At 68.5% G+C, this 25159-nt stretch carries 23 protein-coding genes; 22 read left to right on the top strand and 1 reads right to left on the bottom strand.

Going from position 1 to position 25159, the window contains the following annotated elements; all coding sequences use genetic code 11:
- From nuoL to DJ017_RS13030, 12 genes are all read left to right on the top strand, one after another.
- Positions 1 to 2109, top strand: coding sequence for an NADH-quinone oxidoreductase subunit L (nuoL, locus tag DJ017_RS13085; RefSeq protein WP_111529129.1), 2109 nt, complete (start codon positions 1 to 3; stop codon positions 2107 to 2109).
- A gap of 15 nt (positions 2110 to 2124) precedes the next feature.
- The gene (locus tag DJ017_RS13080) at positions 2125 to 3612 is read left to right on the top strand and encodes an NADH-quinone oxidoreductase subunit M (protein WP_111529128.1); all 1488 of its coding nucleotides are present in this window, start codon (positions 2125 to 2127) and stop codon (positions 3610 to 3612) included.
- Between the two features lie 7 nt (positions 3613 to 3619).
- A complete protein-coding gene (nuoN, locus tag DJ017_RS13075) occupies positions 3620 to 5050 on the top strand; it encodes an NADH-quinone oxidoreductase subunit NuoN (RefSeq protein WP_111529127.1) in 1431 nt (476 codons plus the stop codon).
- Entirely contained in the window at positions 5051 to 5785 is a 735-nt protein-coding gene (locus DJ017_RS13070; protein ID WP_111529126.1) for a biotin--[acetyl-CoA-carboxylase] ligase, read from the top strand.
- Between the two features lie 9 nt (positions 5786 to 5794).
- On the top strand, positions 5795 to 6574 hold the full coding sequence (locus DJ017_RS13065; RefSeq protein WP_111529125.1) for a type III pantothenate kinase: 780 nt from the start codon (positions 5795 to 5797) through the stop codon (positions 6572 to 6574).
- The gene (locus DJ017_RS13060) at positions 6574 to 8256 is read left to right on the top strand and encodes a ribonuclease J (RefSeq protein ID WP_111529124.1); all 1683 of its coding nucleotides are present in this window, start codon (positions 6574 to 6576) and stop codon (positions 8254 to 8256) included. The genes DJ017_RS13065 and DJ017_RS13060 overlap by 1 nt, the downstream gene beginning before the upstream one ends.
- Before the next feature lie 62 nt (positions 8257 to 8318).
- Complete coding sequence (locus tag DJ017_RS13055; RefSeq protein ID WP_111529123.1) at positions 8319 to 9431, top strand: tellurite resistance/C4-dicarboxylate transporter family protein; 1113 nt, start codon at positions 8319 to 8321, stop codon at positions 9429 to 9431.
- Between the two features lie 38 nt (positions 9432 to 9469).
- Entirely contained in the window at positions 9470 to 9892 is a 423-nt protein-coding gene (gene mce / locus DJ017_RS13050; RefSeq protein ID WP_111529122.1) for a methylmalonyl-CoA epimerase, read from the top strand.
- A 61-nt stretch (positions 9893 to 9953) separates the two neighbouring features.
- Positions 9954 to 10214 carry a DUF1467 family protein gene (locus tag DJ017_RS13045; protein WP_111529121.1) on the top strand — a complete coding sequence of 87 codons (261 nt, stop codon included), beginning with the start codon at positions 9954 to 9956 and terminating at the stop codon, positions 10212 to 10214.
- Between the two features lie 81 nt (positions 10215 to 10295).
- Positions 10296 to 11615 carry a proline--tRNA ligase gene (proS, locus tag DJ017_RS13040; protein ID WP_111529120.1) on the top strand — a complete coding sequence of 440 codons (1320 nt, stop codon included), beginning with the start codon at positions 10296 to 10298 and terminating at the stop codon, positions 11613 to 11615.
- A 56-nt stretch (positions 11616 to 11671) separates the two neighbouring features.
- Entirely contained in the window at positions 11672 to 12907 is a 1236-nt protein-coding gene (locus tag DJ017_RS13035) for a lipoprotein-releasing ABC transporter permease subunit (protein WP_111530095.1), read from the top strand.
- Positions 12900 to 13589, top strand: a complete 690-nt coding sequence (locus DJ017_RS13030) for an ABC transporter ATP-binding protein (protein WP_111529119.1) — start codon at positions 12900 to 12902, stop codon at positions 13587 to 13589. Before DJ017_RS13035 ends, DJ017_RS13030 begins: the two co-directional genes overlap by 8 nt.
- Here DJ017_RS13030 and DJ017_RS13025 read toward each other — a convergent pair.
- Positions 13586 to 14704, bottom strand: a complete 1119-nt coding sequence (locus DJ017_RS13025) for a hypothetical protein (RefSeq protein ID WP_111529118.1) — start codon at positions 14702 to 14704, stop codon at positions 13586 to 13588. The two genes, DJ017_RS13030 and DJ017_RS13025, sit on opposite strands and share 4 nt — an antisense overlap.
- Here DJ017_RS13025 and sidA point away from each other — a divergent pair.
- The 10 genes from sidA to DJ017_RS12975 all read left to right on the top strand — a co-directional run bounded on the left by sidA (position 14670) and on the right by DJ017_RS12975 (position 25154).
- Positions 14670 to 14972 (top strand): cell division inhibitor SidA, encoded by a 303-nt coding sequence (gene sidA, locus DJ017_RS21050; RefSeq protein ID WP_405083372.1) that lies wholly within the window; start codon positions 14670 to 14672, stop codon positions 14970 to 14972. The genes DJ017_RS13025 and sidA overlap by 35 nt on opposite strands.
- An 11-nt stretch (positions 14973 to 14983) precedes the next feature.
- Complete coding sequence (gene dnaE / locus DJ017_RS13015; RefSeq protein WP_111529116.1) at positions 14984 to 18439, top strand: DNA polymerase III subunit alpha; 3456 nt, start codon at positions 14984 to 14986, stop codon at positions 18437 to 18439.
- Between the two features lie 87 nt (positions 18440 to 18526).
- Positions 18527 to 18832, top strand: a complete 306-nt coding sequence (locus DJ017_RS13010; protein ID WP_111529115.1) for a hypothetical protein — start codon at positions 18527 to 18529, stop codon at positions 18830 to 18832.
- A 197-nt stretch (positions 18833 to 19029) separates the two neighbouring features.
- Positions 19030 to 19914, top strand: coding sequence for a 30S ribosomal protein S2 (gene rpsB, locus DJ017_RS13005; RefSeq protein WP_111529114.1), 885 nt, complete (start codon positions 19030 to 19032; stop codon positions 19912 to 19914).
- 91 nt (positions 19915 to 20005) lie between these two features.
- The gene (gene tsf, locus DJ017_RS13000; protein WP_111530094.1) at positions 20006 to 20944 is read left to right on the top strand and encodes a translation elongation factor Ts; all 939 of its coding nucleotides are present in this window, start codon (positions 20006 to 20008) and stop codon (positions 20942 to 20944) included.
- Positions 20945 to 21031: 87 nt separating this feature from the next.
- Positions 21032 to 21751 (top strand): UMP kinase, encoded by a 720-nt coding sequence (gene pyrH / locus DJ017_RS12995; protein ID WP_111529113.1) that lies wholly within the window; start codon positions 21032 to 21034, stop codon positions 21749 to 21751.
- Positions 21752 to 21785: 34 nt separating this feature from the next.
- Complete coding sequence (frr, locus tag DJ017_RS12990; protein ID WP_111529112.1) at positions 21786 to 22352, top strand: ribosome recycling factor; 567 nt, start codon at positions 21786 to 21788, stop codon at positions 22350 to 22352.
- A gap of 39 nt (positions 22353 to 22391) precedes the next feature.
- Positions 22392 to 23162: a polyprenyl diphosphate synthase gene (gene uppS / locus DJ017_RS12985; RefSeq protein WP_111529111.1), complete on the top strand. Its 771-nt coding sequence runs from the start codon at positions 22392 to 22394 to the stop codon at positions 23160 to 23162.
- A complete protein-coding gene (locus tag DJ017_RS12980; protein WP_111529110.1) occupies positions 23140 to 23967 on the top strand; it encodes a phosphatidate cytidylyltransferase in 828 nt (275 codons plus the stop codon). Before uppS ends, DJ017_RS12980 begins: the two co-directional genes overlap by 23 nt.
- Positions 23955 to 25154: a 1-deoxy-D-xylulose-5-phosphate reductoisomerase gene (locus DJ017_RS12975; protein ID WP_111529109.1), complete on the top strand. Its 1200-nt coding sequence runs from the start codon at positions 23955 to 23957 to the stop codon at positions 25152 to 25154. The genes DJ017_RS12980 and DJ017_RS12975 overlap by 13 nt, the downstream gene beginning before the upstream one ends.
- Positions 25155 to 25159 lie beyond the last annotated feature (5 nt).

Raw genomic sequence — 25159 nt, 5'->3', positions numbered from 1 at the left:
ATGTCCCCGCAGACGCTCGTCACCATCATCCTCTTCGGCCCGCTGCTCGGCGCGGCCATCGCCGGCCTGTTCGGCCGCCGGATCGGCGATGTCGCTTCTCAGGCGATCACGACCGGCCTGCTGTTCCTGTCCTGCGCGCTGTCCTGGGTGGTCTTCACCAAGTGGACCTGGGGCGGGCTCGAGCCGTTCACCGTCACCTACGCCCCGTTCATCGAGGTGGGTAAGTTCATCTCCCACTGGTCGTTCCGGCTCGACGGCCTGTCGGCGGTGATGCTGGTGGTGGTGACCAGCGTCTCCTCGCTCGTGCACCTCTATTCCTGGGGGTACATGGCCGAGGACGACTCCAAGCCGCGCTTCTTCGCCTACCTGTCGCTCTTCACCTTCGCCATGCTGGCGCTGATCAGCGCCGCCGACTTCATGCAGCTGTTCTTCGGCTGGGAAGGCGTGGGCCTGGCGAGCTACCTGCTGATCGGCTTCTGGTTCAAGAAGCCGACCGCCAACGCCGCCTCGATCAAGGCCTTCGTGGTCAACCGGGTCGGCGACTTCGGCTTCGCTCTCGGGATCATGACCGTGTTCTGGGCCTTCGGGACCATCCAGTTTGCGGACCTCTTCCCGCAGATCGCCGCCCACGCGAAGGACGGCTGGGAGTTCGCGGGCCGGAGCTGGAACCTGATCGACCTCGCCTGCGCCCTGCTGTTCGTCGGCGCCATGGGCAAGTCGGCCCAGTTCTTCCTGCACACCTGGCTGCCGGACGCCATGGAGGGCCCGACGCCGGTGTCGGCGCTGATCCACGCCGCCACCATGGTGACGGCCGGCGTCTACATGGTCTGTCTGCTGTCGCCGATGTTCGAGTACGCTCCCGTGGCCAAGAACATCGTCACCTTCATCGGCGCGATCACGGCCCTGTTCGCCGCGACGGTCGGGCTGACGCAGAACGACATCAAGCGGGTGATCGCCTATTCGACCTGCTCGCAGCTCGGCTACATGTTCATGGCCGCCGGCGTTGGGGCCTATCAGGCGGGCATGTTCCACCTGTTCACCCACGCCTTCTTCAAGGCGCTGCTGTTCCTCGGCGCCGGTTCGGTGATCCACGCCATGGCCCACGAGCAGGACATGCGTCGCTACGGCGGCCTGGCGAAATACCTGCCGGTCACCTTCTCGGTGATGGCCATCGGCACCATCGCGATCACCGGCCTCGGCATCCCGGGCCTGGAGCTGGGCTTCGCCGGCTTCTATTCCAAGGACTCGATCATCCACGCCTCCTACGCAGCCGGCGTCGCGGGCGACAAGATGGGCTACTTCGCCTTCGTGATCGGCGTGTTCGTGGCCGGCCTGACCGCCTTCTATTCCTGGCGCCTGGCCTTCTTCACCTTCAACGGCCACGCCCGCTGGACCTCGGAGGACCTGGAGCACCACTGGCACAACCGTGATCACGACCACGGCCACGACGACCACGCCAGCCACGCCCAGATCGAGACCCACGACGAGCCGCTCGAGGCCGAAGCCGAGGCTCATGGCCACGGCCATCACGGCCACGGTCCGGCGCTGCCGCACGAGAGCCCCTGGACCATGCGCCTGCCGCTGATCCTGCTCTCCATCGGGGCGATCGCCGCCGGCTTCCTGTTCGAGGAGAAGTTCGTCGGCGCCGAGCAGCACGAGTTCTGGCGCGGGGCGATCTTCACGGCCACGAACAACCATGTGCTGGGACCGTTCGAGGCGCCGGAGCTGATCGTGCTCTCGCCGCTGATCGCCTCGGTGCTCGGCTTGATCGTGGCGGCCTACGTCTACCTGATGAGGGAAGGCCTGGGCGCGAAGCTCGCTGCCCGCCAGGGCCCGCTCTACCTGTTCTTCTACAACAAGTGGTTCTTCGACGAGCTCTACAACGCGACCTTCGTGCGTGCGGCCAAGTTCCTCGGCGACCTGTTCTGGAAGGGCGGGGACCAGAAGGTCATCGACGGCCTGGGTCCGGATGGCGTCTCCGCCGTCAGCTACGCCGTCGGCCGCCGCACCGGCCTGCTGCAGACCGGCTATGTCTATCACTACGCCTTCGTGATGCTGCTCGGCGTCGCGGGCCTGCTGACCTACGCCCTCTGGGCGTGGCACCACTAAGGGGAAGCTGGCGCCATGAACGGCATTCTGTCGCTCACCACCTTCGCGCCTCTCGTGGGCGTGGCGGGCATCCTGATCTTGAGGCTCCTCGGTAAGCCCGAGGACGCCAGGACCGCCAATGCGGCCAAGTGGATCGCGCTCGTCACGACGCTGGCGACCTTCGCCCTGTCGGTGCTGCTGGTCCTGCGGTTCGATCCGAACCAGACGGGCTTCCAGTTCGTCGAGGACACCCCCTGGTTCGCCGGGCTGCACTACCGCATGGGCGTGGACGGGATCTCGGTGCTGTTCGTGCCGCTGACCGCCTTCCTGATGCCGCTCTGCCTGCTGGCCTCGTGGAAGACGATCGAGAAGCGCGTCCTCGAGTACATGATCGCCTTCCTGGTCCTCGAGACCCTGGTGATCGGCGTGTTCTGCGCCCTCGACCTGGTGCTGTTCTACGTCTTCTTCGAATTCGGCCTGGTGCCGATGTTCCTGATCATCGGCATCTGGGGCGGCCAGCGGCGGGTCTACGCGGCCTACAAGTTCTTCCTCTACACCCTGCTGGGCTCGGTGCTGATGCTGGCGGCGATCCTGGCCATGATCGGCATCGCCGGCACGAGCTCGATCCCCGAGCTGATGACCTATCACTTCGATCCGGCGCTCCAGACCTGGCTGTGGCTGGCCTTCTTCGCCTCCTTCGCGGTGAAGATGCCGATGTGGCCGGTGCACACCTGGCTGCCCGACGCCCACGTCGAGGCGCCGACCGCGGGCTCGGTGATCCTGGCCGGGATCCTGCTGAAGATGGGCGGCTACGGCTTCATGCGTTTCAGCCTGCCGATGTTCCCGCAGGCCTCGCAGCTGTTCACGCCGCTGGTCTTCGCCCTCAGCGTCATCGCGGTGATCTACACCTCGCTGGTCGCCTTCCGGCAGGTCGATATCAAGAAGCTGATCGCCTACTCGTCGGTGGCCCACATGGGCCTCGTCACCATGGGCATCTTCTCCGGCAACGTGCAGGGCGAGCAGGGCGCGATCTTCCAGATGATCTCACACGGGGTGATCTCGGGCGCGCTCTTCCTCTGCGTCGGCGTCGTCTACGACCGCATGCACACCCGCGAGATCGCCTTCTACGGCGGGCTGGTGAACCGGATGCCGTGGTACGCGGCGGTGTTCCTGCTGTTCACCATGGGCAATGTCGGCCTGCCGGGCACCTCCGGCTTCGTCGGCGAAATCCTGTCCATGGCCGGCGCCTACGGCGCCTCCACCTGGACGGCGATCCTGGCGACCACGGGCGTGATCCTGTCGGCGGTCTACATGCTGACGCTCTATCGCCGCGTGGTGTTCGGCGAGCTGACCAATCCGAAGCTCGCGGCGATCACGGATCTGGAGCCGCGCGAGGTGCTCATCTTCGCGCCGCTGATCCTCGCCACCCTCTATCTCGGCGTCCAGCCGGGCATCGTCTTCAACCTGACCCAGGCCTCGGTCGACCACCTGACGGCGGCCTACCGCGCGGCCATCGGGGGCTAAGTCGCACATGAACTTCTCCGCCGACCTCGCGGTCGCCTATCCGGAACTGATCCTTGGGGTAGGCGCCCTGGCGCTCCTGGTGTGGGGCGCCTTCGCGCCGAAGATGTCGACCGCCATCGGCTGGGCCTCGGTCCTGGTCCTGGCGGCGGCGGCCGCCATGGCCGCCACCCAGCCGCTCGGCGTCGCGTTCGCGGGGGGCCTGGTGTTCGACGCCGGCGCGGCCTTCGCCAAGGTGGCGATCTATGTGGCGAGCGCGGTCTGCGTGCCCCTCGGCCAGCGCTGGTTCGCCCGCCGCGGCGTGACCAACTTCGAGTTCCCGATCCTGATCCTGATCGCCGCCCTCGGCATGGGCATGATGGCGTCCTCCGGCGACCTCATCTCGCTCTACGTCGGGGTCGAGCTGCATTCCCTGGCGCTCTACGTCCTGGCGGCCATGCACCGCGACGACGCCAAGGCCTCCGAGGCCGGGCTGAAGTATTTCGTGCTGGGCGCGCTGTCCTCGGGCCTGCTGCTTTACGGCGCCAGCCTGATCTACGGCTTCGCCGGCTCGACCGTGTTCACCGACATCGCCGTGGCGGTGCAGGGCGGGGCAGGGACGGGCGTGTTGTTCGGCCTGATCTTCCTGATCTGCGGCCTGGCCTTCAAGGTCTCGGCCGCGCCGTTCCACATGTGGACGCCGGACGTCTACGAGGGCGCGCCGACGCCGGTCGTGGCCTTCTTCGCCGCCGCCCCGAAGCTCGCCGCCATGGTGCTGTTCGCCCGCGCGCTCGGCCAGGGTTTCGCCGGCGCGGCGCACCAGTGGCAGGAAGTCCTGGTCGCCATCGGCCTGATCTCGGTGGCGGTCGGCGCCTTCGCGGGCCTCGCGCAGAAGAACCTCAAGCGCCTGTGGGCCTATTCCTCGATCGCCAACGTCGGTTACGCGATCATTGGCCTCTCCTCGGGCGACGCCCAGGGCGTGCAGGCCATGCTCGTGTTCATGGTCCTCTATATGATCGACGTGACGGGATTCTTCGCCTGCCTCGCGGCGCTGTCGCGCCAGGGCCGGGCGATGGAGACGATCGAGGACATGGCGGGCCTCATCAAGGAACAGCCGGGCATCGCGCTCGCCATGACCGCCTTCTCGCTGTCGGCCCTCGGCCTGCCGCCGTTCTCCGGCTTCTGGGGAAAGTACTTCGTCTTCAAGGCCGCGATCCATGCGGGCCTCGGCCCGGCGGCCGTGGCCGGCCTGGTGGGCTCGGTCGTGGCGGCGTTCTATTACCTGCGCCTGATCAAGGTGATGTGGTTCGACGCGGCGCTCGGCGCGACCGACCGGCCCGCCCCGGAGGCGCGGATCATCGCCGTGGCGCTGGCCCTGTTCTCCTTCCCGGTCGTGATGGTGGCCCTGCACTGGATCGATCCGCTGGCGGCCGAAGCCGCCCGCGCCTTCGGCCTGGCCTAGGTGCACCCGCCGGTCGAGGCCTATGAGGCGCTCGATTCCACCAATGCCGAGGCGCGCCGCCGGGCTGAAACCGGCGAGGGCGGTCCCGTCTGGATCACCGCCGCCGTGCAGACGGCCGGTCGAGGCCGCCGGGGCCGCGCCTGGTCGACCAACAAGGGCAACCTGGCCGCCACCCTGCTGATGACCACGGACGCTCCGCCGGTCGAGGCGGCGCAGATCTCCTTCGTCGCGGCCCTGGCCGCCGCCGACCTCGCCGACGCCTGCCTCGGCCCGGACGTTGCCCGGCTGAAATGGCCCAACGACGTCCTGATCCACGGCCGCAAATGCGTCGGCATCCTGGTCGAGTCCGGCGCCCGGGCCGACGGGCGGCTGTGGCTGGCCGTCGGGATCGGCGTGAACCTCGCCCATGCGCCGCAGGACGTGGAACGGCCGGCCGCCGCCTTCGCCGAGCACATGGCCGTGCCGCCGCCGCAGCCTCTCGACGCCCTGGAGGTGCTGGCCACGCGGTTCGAGGCCTGGCGCGCGACCTGGGCCACCCACGGCTTTTCTCCGATCGCCCGGGCCTGGAGCCTGCGGGCCATGGGGATCGGCGAGCCCTGCGAGGCGCGGCTGCCCAACCGCACCCTCAAGGGCGTCGCCGAGGGGCTCGACACGGACGGCGCCCTGCGGCTCCGGCTGGACGACGGGGCCCTGGAGCGGATAACGGCGGGCGACGTGTTCTTCGGGGGAGCGTAGAGAGCGCCCATGCTGCTGGCGATCGAGCAAGGCAACACCAACACCCTCTTCGCCGTGCACGACGGGGAGAACTGGACGGCGCAATGGCGCGCGGCCACGGAGTCGACGCGCACGGCCGACGAATACGCCGTCTGGCTGTCGCAGCTGCTCAACATGGCCGGGCTACAGATGGGCGTGTTCGACGGCTGCATCATCTCGAGCGTGGTGCCGCAGTCGATCTTCAATCTGCGCAACCTGGCCCGCCGCTACCTGCACGTGGAGCCGCTGGTGATCGGCGAGAACGCCGACCTCGGCATTCCCATTCGCATCGACAAGCCGTCGGAAGCCGGCGCCGACCGCCTAGTCAACGCCATCGGGGCGCACGTGGTCTATTCGGGCGACCTGATCGTCATCGACAGCGGCACGGCCACGACCTTCGACGTCATCGCCGCTGACGGCGGTTTCCAGGGCGGGGTCATCGCGCCCGGGATCAACCTGTCGATGGAGGCGTTGCACACCGCGGCGGCCAAACTGCCCCGGGTCGCCATCCAGAAGCCGCAGAGGGTGGTGGGGACCGACACCGTGGGCGCCATGCAGTCGGGCGTGTTCTGGGGCTACATCGGGATGATCGAGGGGCTGGTGACGCGCATCAAAGGCGAGTGGGGCAAACCCCTGACGGTCGTCGCCACCGGCGGCATCGCCTCGCTGTTCCACGGGGCCACCACGGCGGTGGACCACTTCGATCCCGATCTCACCATTCGCGGCATGCTGGAAATCTGGCGGCGCAACAAGGACAAGGTCCACGGCTGATGGCGAAGACCGGATCCGAGGACGAGCTCGTCTTCCTGCCGCTCGGCGGCTCGAACGAAATCGGCATGAACTTCAACCTCTACGGTTTCGGCCCGGCCTACGACCGCCGCTGGATCGTGGTGGACCTGGGCGTGACCTTCGGCGACCAGACCACGCCCGGCGTGGAGGTCATCCTGCCGGATCCCGCCTTCATCGAGGAGTACGCCGACCGCATCCTCGGCATCGTCCTGACCCACGCCCATGAGGACCATATCGGCGCCGTCGCGTGGCTGTGGCCCCGGCTGAAAGCGCCGATCTACGCTACGCCGTTCACCGCCTTCATCCTGCGCGAGAAGCTGCGCGAGGCCGACATCCTGGACGAGGTGTCGATCACCGAGGTGCCGCTCGGCGGGCGCTTCGAGCTCGGCCCCTTCGCTCTGGAGCTGATCACGCTCACCCACTCGATCCCCGAGCCCAACGGCCTGGCGATCAAGACGCCGCTCGGCACGGTGCTGCACACCGGCGACTGGAAGATCGACCCGGACCCGCTGCTCGGCGGGCCGACGGACGTGGAGACCATCACCCGCCTCGGCGACGAGGGCGTGCTGGCCATGGTCTGCGACAGCACCAACGTCTTCGTCGATGGCCGCGCCGGCTCGGAGGCAGAGGTGCGCGAGACCCTGATGCCGCTCATCGCCGGGCTGAAGGGCAAGGTGGCGGTGGCCTGCTTCGCCTCCAACGTCGCGCGGATGGACAGCGTCGCCCGGTCGGCCGAGGCGGCGGGACGTCGCGTCTGCCTCGTCGGTCGCTCGATGCGCCGCATGGCGGCTGCCGCGAAGTCCGTCGGCCTGATGGAGGACCTGCAGCCCTTCCTCGAGGAGAGCGAGGCCAACAAGTTCCCGCCGGACAAGGTGCTGTACCTTTGCACCGGCAGCCAGGGGGAGCCGCGCGCCGCGCTCGCCCGCATCGCCGACGGCACCCATCCGCATGTGAGCCTGGGGGCAGGGGACAGCTGCCTGTTCTCCAGCCGGGTGATCCCCGGCAACGAGATCCCGATCCGCAACCTTCAGAACAAGCTCGCGGACCGGGGGGTGCGCCTCTACACCGAGCGCGACCATCCGGGCATCCACGTCTCCGGCCACCCGTGCCGCGACGAGCTGGCGGACATGTACCGCTGGGCGCGGCCGACCATCGCGGTGCCGACCCACGGCGAGCGACGCCACCTGCTCGAGCACTGCGCCTTCGCCGCCGACCTGCAGATCCCCCAGCAGCTCGCGCCGCGCAATGGCGACATGGTGCGCCTGGCGCCCGGCCGGGCCGACATCGTCGACGAGGTCCCGTCGGGCCGGCTCTATGTCGACGCGGGCGTGCTGACGCCGGAGAACGGCGAAGCACTGCGCGAGCGCCGGCACGCGGCGTTCAACGGGGTCGTCGCGGTCTCGGTGGCCCTGGACGGTCGTGGTCGCATCGTCTCGGGGCCCCAGGTGAGGGCGCTCGGCCTGCCGACGGACGAGGACTATCCGCTCGACGACGTGCTGGACGATCTGGCGGAGGAGGCCGAGCAGGCCCTGGGCCGTCTCAAGGGCGAGCAGCGCGAACTCGACAGCGAGATTGAGACGGCCATGTCGCGGGCGGTGAAGAAAGCGAGCCAGCGTATCTGGGGTCGCCGTCCGGTCGTCGAGACCACGGTGTTGCGGATCTGACGCCTGGGCGGCGATTGACAAACAACAATCCGGACGCGGCCTGATCGCCTAGACTTCGGCCGATGAGTCCGAACGCCGAGCACATCGCCGCGCCCCCGCTGGCCCGCCGCCTGGCCGAGTGGCTCAACGGCGAGGCTGCGGCGCTGTTCCCGGGGTGCTTCGCCCTGGTGATGGCGACCGGGATTATCTCCAACACCCTGTGGCTCGAGGATCATCGGCGGCTGTCCGGCGCGCTGTTCGCGGTCGCGGCCACGGCCTATCCGGCGCTTGCCGCGCTCAGCCTCTGGCGGGTGCTGCGCCATCGCCAGCGGCTGTGGGCCGACCTGACCAATCCGCGCCTGGTGTTCGCCTTCTTCACGCTTGTGGCGGGCTCCGACGTCCTCGGCGTCGGGCTCGACCTGCGCGGATACGGCGCTGCGGCCACCGCCCTGTGGGCCCTGGCGCTCGCGGCGTGGGTCGTCCTGATCTACCTGAGCTTTGCTGTGCTCACCTTCCTGAACACCGCCCACGACGCCAACGTCGTGCACGGCGGCTGGCTGATCGCAATCGTCGGGACCCAGTCCCTGGCCATCCTCGGCGCGCGGATCATCCCGGCCCAGGGGGACCTGGCGCCGGCCCTGTTCGTCCTCATCCACATGCTGTGGGGCGTCGGCCTGGCGCTCTACGGCATCTTCATCACCCTGTTCTGCTACCGGATCTTCTTCTTCGAAATCAGGCCGGAGGACGCGACTCCGCTGCTTTGGGTGGTGATGGGCGCGGCGGCGATCAGCACCAATGCCGGGTCCATGCTCCTCCTCACCCGGAGCGGCGTGCCGTTCCTGCAGTCGATGCGCCCATTCATCGACGGGGTGACCCTGATCATGTGGATATGGGCGACCTGGTGGATCCCCCTGCTGGTGCTGTTCGGGATTTGGAAGCACGGCGTGCGGCGGGTCCCGATCACCTACACGCCGATGATGTGGAGCCTGGTGTTCCCGCTCGGCATGTACGCCCTGGCGAGCCTGCGGCTGGGGCTGGCGGCGGAGTTCGCGCCACTGCGACTGGTGGCGGAAACGATGGTCTGGGTGGCGCTCGCCGTCTGGCTGGCGACTGCGGCCGGGCTCGTCCTGACGGTCGGGCGACGCTTCGCCGCGGCCCTGCGCCCCAGCGGCCAACGCAGCCCTGCCCTTGGGTGAATCTCGCCTCGGCGCGGCCGGGAGCGTATAGGGACGCCATGATCGGAAAGCTCAATCACGTCGGCGTCGCCACTCCTTCGATCGAGGAGTCGGTGAAGCTCTACCGCGACATCCTGGGCGCCACCTCCATCGGCGAGAAGTTCGTCATGGAAGAGCAGGGCGTGTGGGTGTGCTTCGTCAACCTGCCCAACAGCCAGATCGAGCTGATCGAGCCCTATGGCGAGACCTCGCCGGTGCGGGCCTTCCTTGAAAAAAACCCAAAGGGCGGGCAACACCATGTCTGCTTCGAGGTGGAGAACATCGAGGCCGCCCGCGACGACCTGGTCGCGAAGGGCGCTGCGGTCCTCAACGGCGGCAAGCCGCGGATCGGGGCGCACGGCGTGCCGGTGATCTTCGTCCACCCGAAGGACATGGGCGGAGTCCTCGTCGAGCTGATGGAGACTCCCACCTCGCACCCGTAGGATGCGAGGCCAACCTTAGGCCAACGGACGCCCGGCCGGGCGTCCTTGGGGGAGCTCACCGATGGGCCTCTTCACGGGGATCGCGATCTACCTGACCATCTGGTGGACCTTGCTGTTCGCCATCCTGCCGCTAGGCGTGGTCAGCCATGCCGAGGCCGGCATCGACAAGGGTGACGGCGGGGATCCCGGCGCGCCGGTCAATCCGAACCTGAAGCGGAAGTTCTTCACCACGACCTGGATCTCGGCGATCGTTTTCGCGGTGTTGTGGGTTGTGGTGCAGTACCATCTGGTGCCGCTGCCCAACGTCTTCGGACCCAAGTAGAGCGAGGGCCGCGCCGCCGGCGCGTTGCCAAGCTCGGTCGCGGAAGGCTATCAGAGCCGCTCGCTGACCAAAGGGAGTCCCATGCGTCTTTCGCGTTACTTCATGCCGACGTTGCGCGAGGCGCCGTCCGACGCCCAGATCGTCTCGCACCAGCTGATGCTGCGCGCCGGCCTGATCCGCCAGGAGGCGGCCGGCATCTACGCCTGGCTGCCGATCGGCCTGAAGGTGCTGAAGAAGATCGAGCAGGTCGTGCGCGAGGAGATGAACCGCGCCGGCGCGGTCGAGGTCCTGATGCCGACGCTGCAGCTTGCCGACCTGTGGCGCGAGAGCGGCCGCTACGACGACTACGGCCAGGAGATGCTGCGCATCAAGGACCGCCACGAGCGGGACCTGCTGTACGGCCCCACGGCGGAGGAGGTCATCACCGATATCTTCCGGGCTTACATCAAGTCATACAAAGACTTGCCGAAGAATCTTTACAACATTCAATGGAAGTTCCGCGACGAGCGCCGGCCCCGCTTCGGGGTGATGCGCGGGCGCGAGTTCCTGATGAAGGACGCCTATTCGTTCGACATCGACGAGGCCGCCGCCCGGCGCTCCTACAACCGGATGTTCCTCGCCTATCTCAACACCTATGCGCGGCTGGGACTGAAGGCGATCCCGGTGCGGGCCGACACCGGCCCGATCGGCGGCGACCTGTCCCACGAGTTCATCATCCTGGCCGAGACCGGCGAGAGCGAGGTCTTCGCGCACAAGGACCTGGTGGAGATGGGCGCGCCAGGTCCGGACATCGACTGGGACGGCGACCTGCAGCCGCTGGTCGACCAGCGCACACGCCTGTACGCCGCCTCCGACGAGATGCATGACCAGGCCCGCTTCGAGTCCGAGGCGCCCGCCGACAAGCGGATGACCGCTCGCGGCATCGAGGTCGGCCATATCTTCTATTTCGGCGAGAAGTACTCGAAGCCGATGAACGCCAAGGTGGCCGGGCCCGACGGCGCCGACCGCTATGTGCAGATGGGCTCCTACGGCGTCGGCGTCTCGCGCCTGGTGGGCGCGATCATCGAGGCCAGCCATGACGAGGCCGGGATCATCTGGCCGGACAGCGTGGCCCCGTTCGGCGCCGCCGTGGTCAACCTTCGGGTCGGCGAGGCCGCCGTGGACGAAGTGGCCGAGCAGGCCTACCGGGCGCTGACCGAAGCCGGCAAGGAACCGCTGCTCGACGACCGCGACGAGCGGCCGGGCGCCAAGTTCGCCTCTCTCGACCTCGTGGGCGTGCCCTGGCAGCTGATCGTCGGGCCCAAGGGCGTCGCCGAGGGCGTGGTGGAGATCAAGCGCCGCGCCACGGGCGAGCGCCAGACCCTGCCGCTGGACGCGGCGCTGAAGGTGATCTGCGCGTGACGAGCGCCGCCGCCGTCAATGGCGGCCGCGCGCCGCCCTTCGGCCTCTGGGAGCGCATGCTGGCCGGCCGCTACCTGCGGGCCAAGCGCAGTCAGGGCGGAGTGGCGCTGATCTCGCTGATCTCGTTCATCGGCATTCTGCTGGCCGTGGCGGTGCTGATCATCGTCATGTCGGTGATGAACGGCTTCCGCGCCGAGCTGCTCGGTAGGATCCTCGGCTTCCAGGGGCACGTCTTCGTGGCCGGCGGCGTCCTGGACGGACCGGCGCTCGATCCCGCTGTCCAGCGCATCCTGAAGGTGCCGGGCGTCACCCAGGCGACGCCGGTCGTCCAGGGTCAGGTGCTGGCCATGGGGCCGAACCAGGTGACCGGGGCCATCGTCCGCGGCGTCTCGGCCAAGGACGTGGCGGCCACGACCCTCGTCTCGAAAAACATCACCCACGGCTCGCTGAAGGCCTATGGCCAGGGCGAATACGGCGGCGACGTCATTCTGCTCGGCGACCGCCTGGCCGAGAGCCTGGGCGTCAAGGCGGGTGACCAGCTCACGCTGATCTCGCCCTCGGGCGGAGCCACCGCGTTCGGCGGCGCGCCGGTGCAGAAGAGCTTCACGGTGGGGGCGACCTTCACCGTCGGCATGAGCCAGTACGACCAGGCCTATATCTACATGCCGCTGCAGCAGGCCCAGCTGTTCTTCGGCCGCGAAGGCTCGGTGGACGAGATCGAGATCAAACTGGCCAACCCCGACCAGGCGGCCGCCTTGAAGCCGGCCATCGCCAAGGCGGCCGGGCCGCTGGCCCTGGTGACCGACTGGACCCAGCGCGACACCTCCTTCTGGGGCGCGCTGAAGGTCGAGCGCAACGTGATGCGGCTGATCCTGATGCTGCTGGTGGCCATCGCGGCCATGAACATCATCTCGGGCCTCGTCATGCTGGTGAAGAACAAGGGCCGCGACATCGCCATCCTGCGGACCATGGGCGCGGGGCAGGGGGCGATCCTGCGGATCTTCTTCATGGCCGGCGCCTCGGTGGGCGTGCTCGGCACCATCGCCGGCCTGCTGATCGGGGTCCTGTTCTGCCTCTACATTGGCCCCATCCAGGGCTTCGTGGAGTGGGCGACGGGCCAGCAGGTGTTCGCCTCGGACGTCTATTACCTGTCCCACATCCCGGCGAAGGTGGACTGGGCCGAGGTCGGGCTGATCACCTTCTGGGCCCTGGCGATGAGCTTCGTGGCCACCCTGCCGCCGGCCTGGCGGGCCTCGCGCCTCGATCCGGTGGAGGCGCTCCGCTATGAGTGAGCCGGTCCTCTCCATCCGCGGGCTGGTGCGCACCTATGTGACCCTCGCCGGCTCGCTGACGGTGCTGAAGGGCGCTGATCTCGACATCTATCCCGGCGAGATCGTCGGCCTGATCGGGCCCTCCGGCTCGGGCAAGTCGAGCCTGCTGCACGCGGCGGGCCTGCTGGAGCATCCGGACGCCGGCCGCATCTCGATCCTCGGCCGGGACTGCTCGGACCTTGCCGACCGCGAGCGCACGCGGGTTCGGCTGGGGGCGATCGGCTTCGTCTACCAGTTCCACCACCTGCTTCCGGAGTTCACGGCCCTCGATAACGTGGCCCTGCCGCAGATGATCGCCGGCAAGTCCAAGAAGGCCGCCCAGGGACGCGCGATGCAGCTCCTGACCGAGCTCGGCCTGAAGGCGCGCTGGGACCACCAGCCGGCCCAGCTCTCCGGCGGTGAGCAGCAGCGGGTCGCCATCGCCCGGGCGCTGTCCAACGAACCGCGGCTGCTGCTGGCCGACGAGCCGACGGGCAACCTCGATCCGACCACCTCGCAGGCGGTGTTCGAGAACCTCTACCAGCTCGCGCGCAAGACCGGCGTGGCGGCGCTGGTGGCCACCCACAACCTCGAACTCGCCCAGCACATGGACCGCGTGGTCGCCCTTCGGGACGGCCACCTCGAGGAGCAGGCGAGGGCCTAGGAGCCTTCGGCGAACAGCCCGCGATCGAGGGCGCGCACGGCGGCGCGCACCTCACGATCAGCCGCCTGGGGCCAGATGCCGTAGATCTCGATGACGTACGGGCCCCGACGGCCGAGCCAAACGCCCCCGACCGTGCCGTCCCTGCTGCTCCAGGCAGCGCCGTATCCGAAGTGGCTGCGCGCTCCGACGCCGATCGGCGAGGGCGCCTCCTTGGGCTCGACAAAGTCTTCCTTCGCGGAGGCGAGAACACCAGGGAAGGCCTCCCGCAGGTCGAACTCCGGCGCCGCCCTGACCACTACGGACAGGGCGCCGTCATCGCCGAAGTAGTCACAGGCGAGCATCAGGGACTTCGGCGCGACGTCCATCACCAGCAGACGTTCGCGGTTCAGATCGCCGGCCGTCGCCGGGCAGGTGATCGCCGACCCGGCCATGACGGCGGCGGCGTCCTCGCGGTGGCTGAAGTACTTGCCGTCGGGCAGCAGGATCGTGGCGGCCCGTTCGCCGTCCGGCAGCGGCTCGAACAGGCGCGCGGTGTGAAGCTCGTCCGAATCGACGAAGCTCGTCACGGCCTCGCCCTCCGGGTCGAAGGACGCCATGGGGTAGAACTTGGGATCTTCGAGGTCGTGCCGGATGTCGGCCGCCAGGGCGATGTCAGAAGGCGCGCCGTCATAGAGCCCGGCGATCAACTGCCCGTTGGCCGAGTCGAGCACCAGCAGGTACGGGACCGAGCGCATGCCCAGGGCGCGGCTGTCCGCGCCAGCCACGCCCGCGACGAGATAGAAGGTCGTACCGTCGGCGGCCTTCGCCCAGCGCATCGGGGCCGGCGCCGCGCCGCCGGACATGACCCAGACCTTGTCCATGGCGCGGAAGCTGTCGATGACGCAGGCCGGGGCGAGAGCCAGGGTCTTCTCGGGCCGCGCGTCCGGAGAGGATGCGTGCAGGCTGTCGTGGATGAGGGCGGTCAGGCTGAGCCACTGCGGATCCGAAAGGTGGTCGGCGAAGGTCACCAGCCGGCCGTCGCCGGACAGGCGCGGCGCGCAGTCCGCTGCCTGAGCCTGGCTGGCTGCGCAAAGCGCCAGGATGAGCGCCGCCCCCGCGGCCCACTTGCCGATCATGTCCGATGTCCCCCGTCCTCAGCTTGAATGGTCGCCGCTGGGTTGCGAAAGGGTTTCCGGACAACCCACGGCAACCAGCGAATACCAGCTTGACGATAAGAACAAAAGGGGAAATAAGAACAATCAACGAACGCTCACCAGATCGCCCACAGGGCCATCCACAGCAAGGACGACGCACATGGTTCGGATCGCGCGGGAATCGCTGGCATTTGCTTCGGTCGCCAGCTTTGTCTGGATGATGTGCGCCGTGGCGGCTCACGTGAGCTGACCGCCATGCGAATGGGGGAGCAGGCCATCTTGAGCGAGCCGAGCGAAGGCTTCGTCCATCTGAGATGCCGCTCCGCCTATTCGCTGCTGGAAGGCGCGATCAAGGCCGACAAGCTGGGCGACATGGCCAAGGCGGCGCACATGCCCGCCGTGGCGCTCACCGACCGCGCCAACCTGTTCGGCGCTCTGGAGTTCTCTGTCGCCACGAAGGGCGCAGGCGTCCAGCCGATCATCGGCTGCGCCCTGCCGGTCTCCGGAATCGGCGAGACGCCGCCCGAGCGCTGGGCCAAGGCGCCCTGCGTCGTGCTCCTGGCCCAGAGCGAGCAGGGCTACCTCAATCTCTGCGAGCTCTCCTCGGCGGCCTATCTCGAGATCGAGGCGGTCGACGAGCCGCACGTGACCTGGGAGCGAGTGGCCGAGAAGTCCGAGGGACTGATCCTGCTCTCCGGCGGTCCGGACGGGCCGGTGGACCACCTGTTCGCGGCCGGGAAGATCAAGGAGGGCCGCGCCGCGCTCGCCGAGATGCGCCGCGCCTTCGGCGACCGCTTCTATGTGGAGCTGCAGCGGCACGGCCTGCCCAACGAGGCGGCGGCGGAGGGCGAGCTGGTGCGCTTCGCCTACGACGAGGACGCGCCGCTGGTCGCCACCAACGACGTCTACTTCAAGTCGGCTTCGATGTACGAGGCGCACGACGCCCTGCTGTGCATCTCCGATGGCGCCTTCATTGGTCAGGACGAGCGGCGGCGGGTGACGGCCGAGCACTGGTTCAAGCCGGCGCAGGACATGCGCGCCCTGTTCGCCGACCTGCCGGAGGCCTGCGACAACACCCTCGACATCGCCCGACGCTGCGCCTTCATGGTGCACAAGCGCGACCCGCTGCTGCCAAGCTTCCCGACTGAAGGGGGCCGGTCGGAAGCCGACGAACTGGCGCACCAGGCGCGCGAAGGCCTGAAGATGCGCATCGCCAAGGGCCAGGCCAACGCCGCCCCGGTGGAGGACTACGAGGCCAGGCTCGAACGGGAGATCGGGGTGATCACCCAGATGGGGTTCCCCGGCTACTTCCTGATCGTGTCGGACTTCATCAAATGGGCGAAGGCCAAGGACATCCCGGTGGGGCCGGGCCGCGGCTCCGGCGCCGGCTCACTGGTCGCCTACGCCCTGACCATCACCAACCTCGACCCGCTGCGTTACAACCTGCTGTTCGAACGCTTCCTGAACCCTGAGCGGGTGTCGATGCCGGATTTCGACATCGACTTCTGCCAGGAGCGGCGCGAGGAGGTGATCTCCTACGTCCAGCACCGCTACGGCCTCGACCGGGTGGCGCAGATCATCACCTTCGGCACCCTGCAGGCGCGGGCCGTGCTGCGCGACGTCGGCCGCGTGCTGCAGCTGCCGCTCGGCCAGGTGGACCGCCTGGCCAAGATGGTGCCGGCCAACCCGGCCAACCCGGTGACGCTCGCCAAGGCGATCGAGATCGAGCCACGCCTGCAGCAGGCGCGCGACGAGGACGAGGCGGTGGCGCGCCTGCTGGACATCGCGCTCCAGCTTGAGGGCCTCTACCGGAACGCCTCGACCCACGCCGCCGGCGTGGTGATCGGTGATCGGCCGCTGACCCTGCTCACCCCGCTCTACCAGGATCCCCGCTCGGAGCTGCCGGCCACCCAGTTCAACATGAAGTGGGTCGAGAGCGCCGGCCTGGTGAAGTTCGACTTCCTGGGCCTGAAGACGCTCACCGTCATCGACCGGGCGCTGAAGTACATGGCCCAGCGCGGGGCGGCGGTGGACATCTCCTCCCTGCCGCTCGACGACGAGCCGTCCTACGAGCTGATGGGCAATGGCCAGACGATCGGGGTGTTCCAGTTCGAAGGCCAGGGCATGCGCGACGCCCTGCGCCAGCTGCGGCCGAGCTCCATCGAGGACGTGACCGCCATCGGCGCCCTCTACCGCCCGGGCCCGATGGACAACATCCCGACCTTCGTCGACTGCAAGTTCGGCCGGAAGCCGATCGACTACCTGCACCCGACGCTGGAGCCGGTGCTGAAGGAAACTTACGGCATCATCGTCTACCAGGAGCAGGTGATGCAGATCGCCCAGATCCTGGCCGGCTACAGCCTCGGCGAGGCGGACCTTCTGCGCCGCGCCATGGGCAAGAAGAAGAAAGAGGAGATGGAGCAGCAGCGCGCCCGCTTCATCTCGGGCGCCGCGGAGAAGGGGGTATCGGCCGCCCAGGCGGGCTCGATCTTCGATCTCGTGGACAAGTTCGCCGGCTACGGCTTCAACAAGTCCCACGCCGCCGCCTACGCCTTCGTCAGCTATCAGACCGCCTGGCTCAAGGCGAACGCGCCCGTCGAGTTCTTCGCCGCCTCGATGAGCCTCGACATCGCCAACACCGACAAGCTGTCGGTGTTCTATCAGGACGCCAAGCGGTTCGGGGTGACGATCCGGGCGCCCGACATCAACCGCTCGGAAGCCGATTTCGCCGTCGAGAACGGCGAGGTGCTCTATGCCCTGGGCGCGATCCGCAACGTCGGCCTCCAGGCCATGCAGCACGTGGTGGAGATGCGGCGCGAGGGCGGGCCTTTCCGCGACATCTTCGACTTCGTCGAGCGGGTGGATCCCAAGCACGTCAACAAACGCACCTTCGAGACCCTGGCCCGGGCGGGCACCTTCGACTCCATTCATCCCAACCGCGCCCAGCTGGTCGAAGCGGCGGACGCCCTGATCGGCTACGCCCAGAGCGTGGCGGCCGACCGCGCCTCGTCCCAGGCCAGCCTGTTCGGCGGCGATCAGGCCGAGGCGGCGCGGCCGCGGATCGGCAAGGTCGACGCCTGGACCCCGGTGCAGCGGCTCGACGAGGAGCTCGCCGCGGTGGGCTTCTACCTCTCCGGGCATCCGCTCGACGACATGGTCGAGGCCCTGCGGCGGCGGCGGACCGAGCTCTACGCCGACGCCGTGGTCAAGGCCGAGGCCGGCGCCGAGGCCCTGCGCATGGCCGGTGTCGTGCGCCGCAAGCAGGAGCGGGCGAGCCAGCGCACCGGCGAGAAGTTCGCCTTCGTGACCCTGTCCGACCCGACCGGCGAATATGAGGTGCTGTTCCCGCCCGAGGCCCTGCGCCGCTGCCGCGAGTTGCTCGAGCCCGGCAAGGCGGTGGCGATCACGGTGCGCGCCAGCGCCAAGGACGGGGAGGTGCGCTTCTTCGGCGACAGCGCCGAGCCCGTGGAGAAGGCGGTGGAGAACGTCGTCGCCGGTCTTCGGGTCCACGTGGCGCCGCGCTCGGCCGAGATCGAGGCGCTGAAGCGGCGCCTGGAGAATGTCGGCAACGCCCGCGGCGGCGAGATCGTCCTGGTCGCCGGCATCGGCGGCGGCCGCGAGGTGGAGCTCAAGCTGCCCGGCCGGTTCAGCCTGGACCCGGCGGTGCGCGGCGCCCTGAAGACTGCGCCCGGGGTGGTGTTCGTCGAGGACCTGTAGGCCCCCGGCCGCTCATCGAACGACGTTCCGCAGGCTTGACCGCCGGGAGATGAGCAGGTCATCTCGCCCTAAAGTAGAGAGACCTCCATGCGCGCATCGACCTTCGCCTTCGCCATGATGATCTCGGCCGCCTCGGTGGCCGGCGTCGCCAGCGCCGCAGGCTATTCCGGCTACCATGGCTATCATGGGTATCATGGCTATTCGGCCCCTCACTCGCAGGACGCCTATCCAAGGTTCCCCGAGCCGCCGAAACCGCCCAAGCCGCCGGAGTTCCACACCGAGCCGCGCTTCAAGCCGTTCAAGGGCCAGCACGTCGACTCGCCCCGCGGCGGGCTCGATCCCTATCCGGCCGCGAAGAAGCCGAAGGGCGGGTTCTCGACCTACGGGGACTGATCCCGCGACGGCCCAGCGAAGCGGCCGGCGCCGTTAAGCTCTTGCATTTTGGGCCCTTAGCCCCTATCTGCCCGCCTCATTCCACACGCAGGCGTTTGGCTGCGGTCGGGGAGACATCCCGCCGTCGCCATTCCGGTCCTTCCGAACGGAGGGAGTTGTCTGCGGAGGTCAACCGGAAGAAGGACTTGTAGAAGCCGATGGCTCTTCCCGATTTTTCCATGCGCCAGCTCCTGGAAGCCGGCGCGCACTTCGGTCACCAGACGCACCGCTGGAACCCGAAGATGGAGCGCTACATCTTCGGTAGCCGCTCCAACATCCACATCATCGACCTGTCGCAGTCGATCCCGCTGCTCCACCAGGCGCTGGTGAAGGTGCGCGAGATCGCCGCCGGCGGCGGCCGCATCCTGTTCGTCGGCACCAAGCGTCAGGCCTCCGAGCCGATCGCCACGGCCGCCAAGCGCTGCGCCCAGTACTACGTCAATCACCGCTGGCTGGGCGGCACGCTCACCAACTGGCGCACCGTGTCGGGCTCGATCGCCCGCCTGCGCGAGCTGGAAGGCGTGCTGGAAGGCGACAGCGGCCGCTCCAAGAAGGAGCTGCTGCAGCTGACCCGCGAGCGCGACAAGCTCGAGCTCTCCCTCGGCGGCATCAAGGACATGGGCGGCATTCCGGACCTGATGTTCGTGATCGACACCAACAAGGAAGCGATCGCGATCCAGGAAGCCCGCAAGCTGAACATCCCGGTGATCGCCATCCTCGACACCAACTGCAACCCGGACGGCATCACCTATCCGATCCCGGGCAATGACGACGCCGCGCGCGCCATCCAGCTTTACTGCGATCTGATGGCCGATGCGATCCTGGACGGCCTGGCGGCCGGTCAGGCGGCGGCGGGCGTGGACCTGGGCGCTTCGGAAGCTCCGATGGAGCCGGCGCTGGCCAAGACCGCGGCGGCTCCCGCCGCCGAGCCCGAGGTCACCGCGCCCGAAGCTGCGGCTCTCGAAGCCGAAATGACCGGCTCCGAAGCCCCGGCCGCGGACGCGCCGGCTGCCGAGGCCACGAACGAAGAACAGGCGGGCTAAGGGGGCTTCCAAGCCTCCGAACCTCGCGAAGCTGTCACGACGGACCGGCATGTTCCGGTCCGTCGATTTGCAAAACTTGAAGGAGCTGACCATGGCGGAAATCACCGCTGGGCTGGTCAAAGACCTGCGCGAAAAGTCCGGCGCGGGCATGATGGACTGCAAGAAGGCCCTGCAGGAGAACAACGGCGACCTGGAAGCGGCCATGGACTGGCTGCGCACCAAGGGCCTCTCCAAGGCGGCCAAGAAGTCGGACCGCGCCGCGGCTGAAGGCCTGGTGGCCGGCCTCGTCGCCGACGACGGCAAGAGCGGCGTGCTCATCGAGCTGAACGCCGAGACGGACTTCGTGGCCAAGAACGACCGGTTCCAGGCCGCCGCCCGCGACATCGCGAGGGTGGCGCTGGGCGTGGACGGTGACGTGGACGCCATCTCGGCGGCCAAGCTGCCGTCGGGCGAGAGCGTCAACGACCACGTCACCAACCTGATCGCGACGATCGGCGAGAACATGCGCCTGCGCCGTGCGACCAAGCTCGCCGTGAGCCAGGGAGCGGTCGCGCTCTACCTGCACAATGTGCAGGGCGACGGCGTCGCGCGCCTGGGCGTGCTCGTGGCTCTGGAAGGCCCGGGCGACCAGGCTGTGCTGAAGGACGTGGGCCGCAAGATCGCCATGCACGTGGCCGGCACGCCGACCCCGCCGCTGGCGCTCGCCTCCGACGAGCTCGACCCCGAGGTCGTGGCCAAGGAGCGCGAGATCCAGACCCAGACCGCGATGGAGTCGGGCAAGCCCCGCGAGATCGCCGAGAAGATGGTCGAGGGCCGGATCCGCAAGTGGCAGGAAGAAGTGGTGCTCCTGAAGCAGCCCTTCGTCATGAACCCTGACCAGACCATCGAGCAGCTGGTCGCCGAGACCGGCAAGCAGGTCGGCGGCACGGTCACCGTGAAAGGCTTCGTCCGCTACGCCCTCGGCGAGGGCGTGGAGAAGAAGACCGACGACTTCGCTGCGGAAGTGGCTCAGCTCTCTGGCCAGAGCTAAGCTTTCAAGACGAGTCGCAAGGGCGCGGCGCGTTGATCGCGCGCCGCGCCCTTGGCTTATGTTCAGTTTGCGATAGGGATTGAGCCCATGCCCGACGCCAAGCCCCGCTACAAGCGTATCCTCCTGAAGCTTTCGGGAGAGGCTGGCGTCGGCGGCGACACCTTCGGCATCGATCCCGAGACCCTCGACATCACGACCGAGGAAATCGCCCAGGTGGTGCGGGCCGGCGTGCAGGTGTGCCTGGTCGTCGGCGGCGGCAACATCTTCCGCGGCGCGACCCTCGCCGCCACGGGCATGGAGCGCTCCAGCGCCGACTACATGGGCATGCTGGCCACGGTGATGAACGCCCTGGCGGTGCAGGCCTCGCTCGAGAAGAAGGGCATCTACACCCGCGTCCAGTCGGCCATCCCGATGGAGGCGGTTTGCGAGCCCTACATCCGCCGCCGGGCGCTTCGGCACCTGGAGAAGGGCAGGGTGGTGATCTTCGCCGCCGGCCTCGGCGCGCCCTATTTCACGACCGACTCCGCCGCGGCGCTGCGGGCCGCCGAGATGGGCTGCGACGCCCTCTTCAAGGGCACCAGCGTCGACGGAGTCTACACCGCCGACCCGAAGAAGGACCCCAAGGCCGAGCGCTACGAGACGCTCAGCTACAAGGACGTCCTGGCCAAGGACCTGAGGGTCATGGACGCATCGGCCGTCAGCCTGATGCGCGACAACCATATTCCGATCGTGGTGTTCTCCATTCGCGAGAGGGGCAACCTGCTGAAGGTGCTGGAAGGCGAAGGGGTCTTCACGACCATCGCCTGACCCGCCGGACGCCGGAGGAAAGGGAGCAAGACAAATGGCCACCGCCGAAAAGCCGGTGATCTCCAAGTACCGCGACCGCATGGACAAGGCGGTCTCCGCACTGAAGGAGGAGTTCGGGTCGCTGCGCACCGGCCGCGCCTCGGCGACCCTGCTCGACCAGGTGCACGTGGAGGCCTACGGCTCCTCCATGCCGCTGAACCAGTGCGGCGCGGTGAGCGTGCCTGAGGCGCGCATGCTGATGGTCAGCGTCTGGGACCGCGGCCTGGTCGTCTCGGTCGAGAAGGCGATCCGCAATGCGGGCCTTGGCCTCAACCCCGTGGTCGACGGCCAGAACCTGCGCATTCCCATCCCGCCGCTCACCGAGGAGCGCCGCAAGGAGCTGGTGAAGGTGGCCGGCAAGTACGCCGAGCAGCAGCGCATCGCCGTGCGCAACGTGCGTCGCGACGCCAACGACGACCTGAAGAAGGCGGAGAAGGACGGCGTCATCAATCAGGACGAGCACAAGCGCCTGGAAGGCGAGGTGCAGAAGATCACCGACGAGGCCATCAAGCGCATCGACGAAGCCTTGAAAACCAAGGAACAAGAGATCATGCACGTCTGAGGCGTGCGCGGTCGCCCATCCCAGGACCCCCAAAGCTCCATGGCCGTCCCAGACAATACGCCGCCCAAGGGTGAGCCGGCCCGTGAGGCGCCGCCGCTGCACGTGGCGATCGTCATGGACGGCAACGGCCGCTGGGCGAAGCGCCGTGGCCTGCCGCGCACGCTCGGTCACCGGGCCGGCGTCGAGGCCCTGAAGCGTATCGTCGAGGCCGCGCCGGGGATGAACATCCGCTGGCTGACGGTGTTCGGTTTCTCGACCGAGAACTGGAGCCGGCCGGCGGCCGAGGTGGCCGAGCTGATGGCCCTGCCCAAGCGCTACTTCGAGAGCGACCTCGCCCGGCTGGAGCGCGAGGGCGTGCGCGTGCGGGTGATTGGCTCGCGCGAAGGCCTGTCCCGCGACCTGGTGAAGATCTGCGGCGAGGCCGAAACGCGCACCGCCGCCAACGAGCGGTTCTACCTCAACATCGCCTTCAACTATGGCGGTAAGGCCGACATCGTGGCCGCCGCGCGCCGCTTCGCCGAGGAGGTGGCCGCCGGCCGCGCCACCCCGGCGGACCTGGACGAGACCCGTTTCGCAGGTTTGCTGGCGACCGGAGAGTCGCCGCCGCCAGACTTCATCGTGCGCCCTTCTGGCGAGCAGCGGCTGTCGAACTTCATGCTGTGGGAAGCGGCCTACGCCGAGCTGATTTTCCAGGACGTGCTGTGGCCGGACTATTCGGCGGCGGACCTCAAGGCCGCCATCGCCGAGTTCCAGACCCGCAACCGCCGCTACGGAACCGTCGTGCCCGATGACGCCCTTGCCGCAGGCTAGGCGCTTCGACTGGTCGAACCTGGCGCTGCGCGTCGCTTCGGCGGTCGTGCTGGTGCCCGCGGCCCTGTGGACCGCCTGGCATGGCGGCTGGGTCTTCCTGGTGCTGATCTCGGTCGGGATGGCGCTGCTGGCCATTGAATGGGGCGGGATGAGCGCCCCCAAGGCGCCCGTCCGGGTGGCCGCGGCGCTGACCGCGGCGATCCTGGTGGCGGTGTTCCTGGCCCACCTCGGCTACTTCAAGACCGCCTGGCTGGCGATCCCGATCTGCGCGCTCGCCGCCGCCCTGATCGCCCGCGGCGTCGCCGAGCGGGCGGTCGATGCGGGCTATGGCGTGCTCTACATCGCTCCGGCGGCGGTCAGCCTCGTCTGGCTGCGCTCCACCAACCAGGGCCATTGGTGGACTCTGATGCTGTTCGCCTGCACCTGGGCCGCCGACATCGGCGCCTTCGCGGTCGGCAGCACGCTCAAGGGGCCGAAGCTCTGGCCGCGGTTCTCGCCCAACAAGACCTGGTCGGGGTTCGTCGGCGGACTGCTGGCGGCGATGGCCACCGGAGCGCTGATGGCGGGGCTTTCGGTGTTCCGCCTGGACCTCCGCGCCGCAGCCCTCGTGGGCCTCGCGGTCGGGCTCGCCACCATGGCCGGTGACCTCTGGGAGTCCGCCCTGAAGCGCCGCTTCGGGGTCAAGGATTCGGGCGACATCATCCCGGGCCACGGCGGTCTCCTCGACCGCGTCGACGGCCTGATGTTCGCCGTCGTCGTCATGGCCGCCGCGCGGCTCGCCAACCACCTGGGATGGGGCCATTGAACCTGCCGCGGAAAGTCACGGTCCTCGGCTCGACCGGCTCGGTGGGCGTCTCGACCCTGGAGCTGTTCGAGAAGGCAAGGGTCGAGGTCGAGATCGCCGCCCTCGTGGCCGGTCGCAACGTGAACAAGCTCGCCGAACAGGCGCTGCGCTGGCGGCCCGAGCTGGCGGTCATTGAGGACGAGAGCAAGCTGCCCGAATTGCGCGAGGCGTTGAAAGGCTCTGGCGTCAAGGCGGCGGCGGGGCAGGGCGCGGTGCTGGAGGCCGCGGCGGCGGACGCCCAGTGGGTGATGTCGGCCATCGTCGGCTTCGCCGGCCTCGCGCCCACCCTGGCGGCGGCCAAGGCCGGGGCGGTCGTGGCGCTTGCCAACAAGGAGAGCCTGATCTGCGCCGGACCCTCGCTGCTGCGCACGGCCAAGCTCGCGGGCGGGGCCGTCATCCCGGTGGATTCGGAGCATTCCGCGATCTTCCAGGTGTTCTCGCCGGAAAACCACGATCAGATCAGTCGCCTGATCCTCACCGCCTCGGGGGGACCGTTCAGGGCCTGGAGCCGCGACCAGATGGCCCGTGCAACGCCCGAACAGGCGCTGGCGCACCCCAACTGGAACATGGGGGCCAAGATTTCGATCGATTCCGCGACCATGATGAACAAGGGCCTGGAGGTGATCGAGGCTGCCTATCTGTTCGCCATGGACCCGGAGCGCGTCGACGTCGTGATCCACCCGCAATCGATCGTCCATAGCCTGGTGGAGTATGCCGACGGCTCGACCCTGGCCCAGCTCGGCCCGCCGGACATGAAGACGCCGATCGCCTGCGCCTTCGCCTGGCCCGACCGCCTGCCGTGGCCGGCCGAGAAACTCAACCTCGCCAAGTGCGGACCGCTGACCTTCGAGGATCCGGACCTCGAGCGCTTCCCCGCCCTGAGGCTCGCCAAGGCGGCCCTGGTTGCCGGCGGCGCGGCGCCAACCGCCCTGAACGCTGCGGACGAGGTGGCGGTCGCCGCCTTCCTTGACCGCAGAATCGGCTTTCTCGATATTGCCAGCGTGGTGTCGGAGACGCTCGAGTGCATGGATCGGGGATCGTCGACCCGCCCCGAGCCCGGAGACGTGCTGGAATGGGCGCGAATGACCGATGCGACGGCGCGCCGCGTGGCGGGCGAGGTCGTGAGCGCCCTTATGGCCCAGGCCTGAGGCTC

The sequence above is a fragment of the Phenylobacterium soli genome, from assembly GCF_003254475.1.
GTDB lineage: Bacteria > Pseudomonadota > Alphaproteobacteria > Caulobacterales > Caulobacteraceae > Phenylobacterium > Phenylobacterium soli.
Note: the sequence above shows the minus strand (reverse complement) of the source record. Positions and strands in the feature narration are given on the sequence as shown.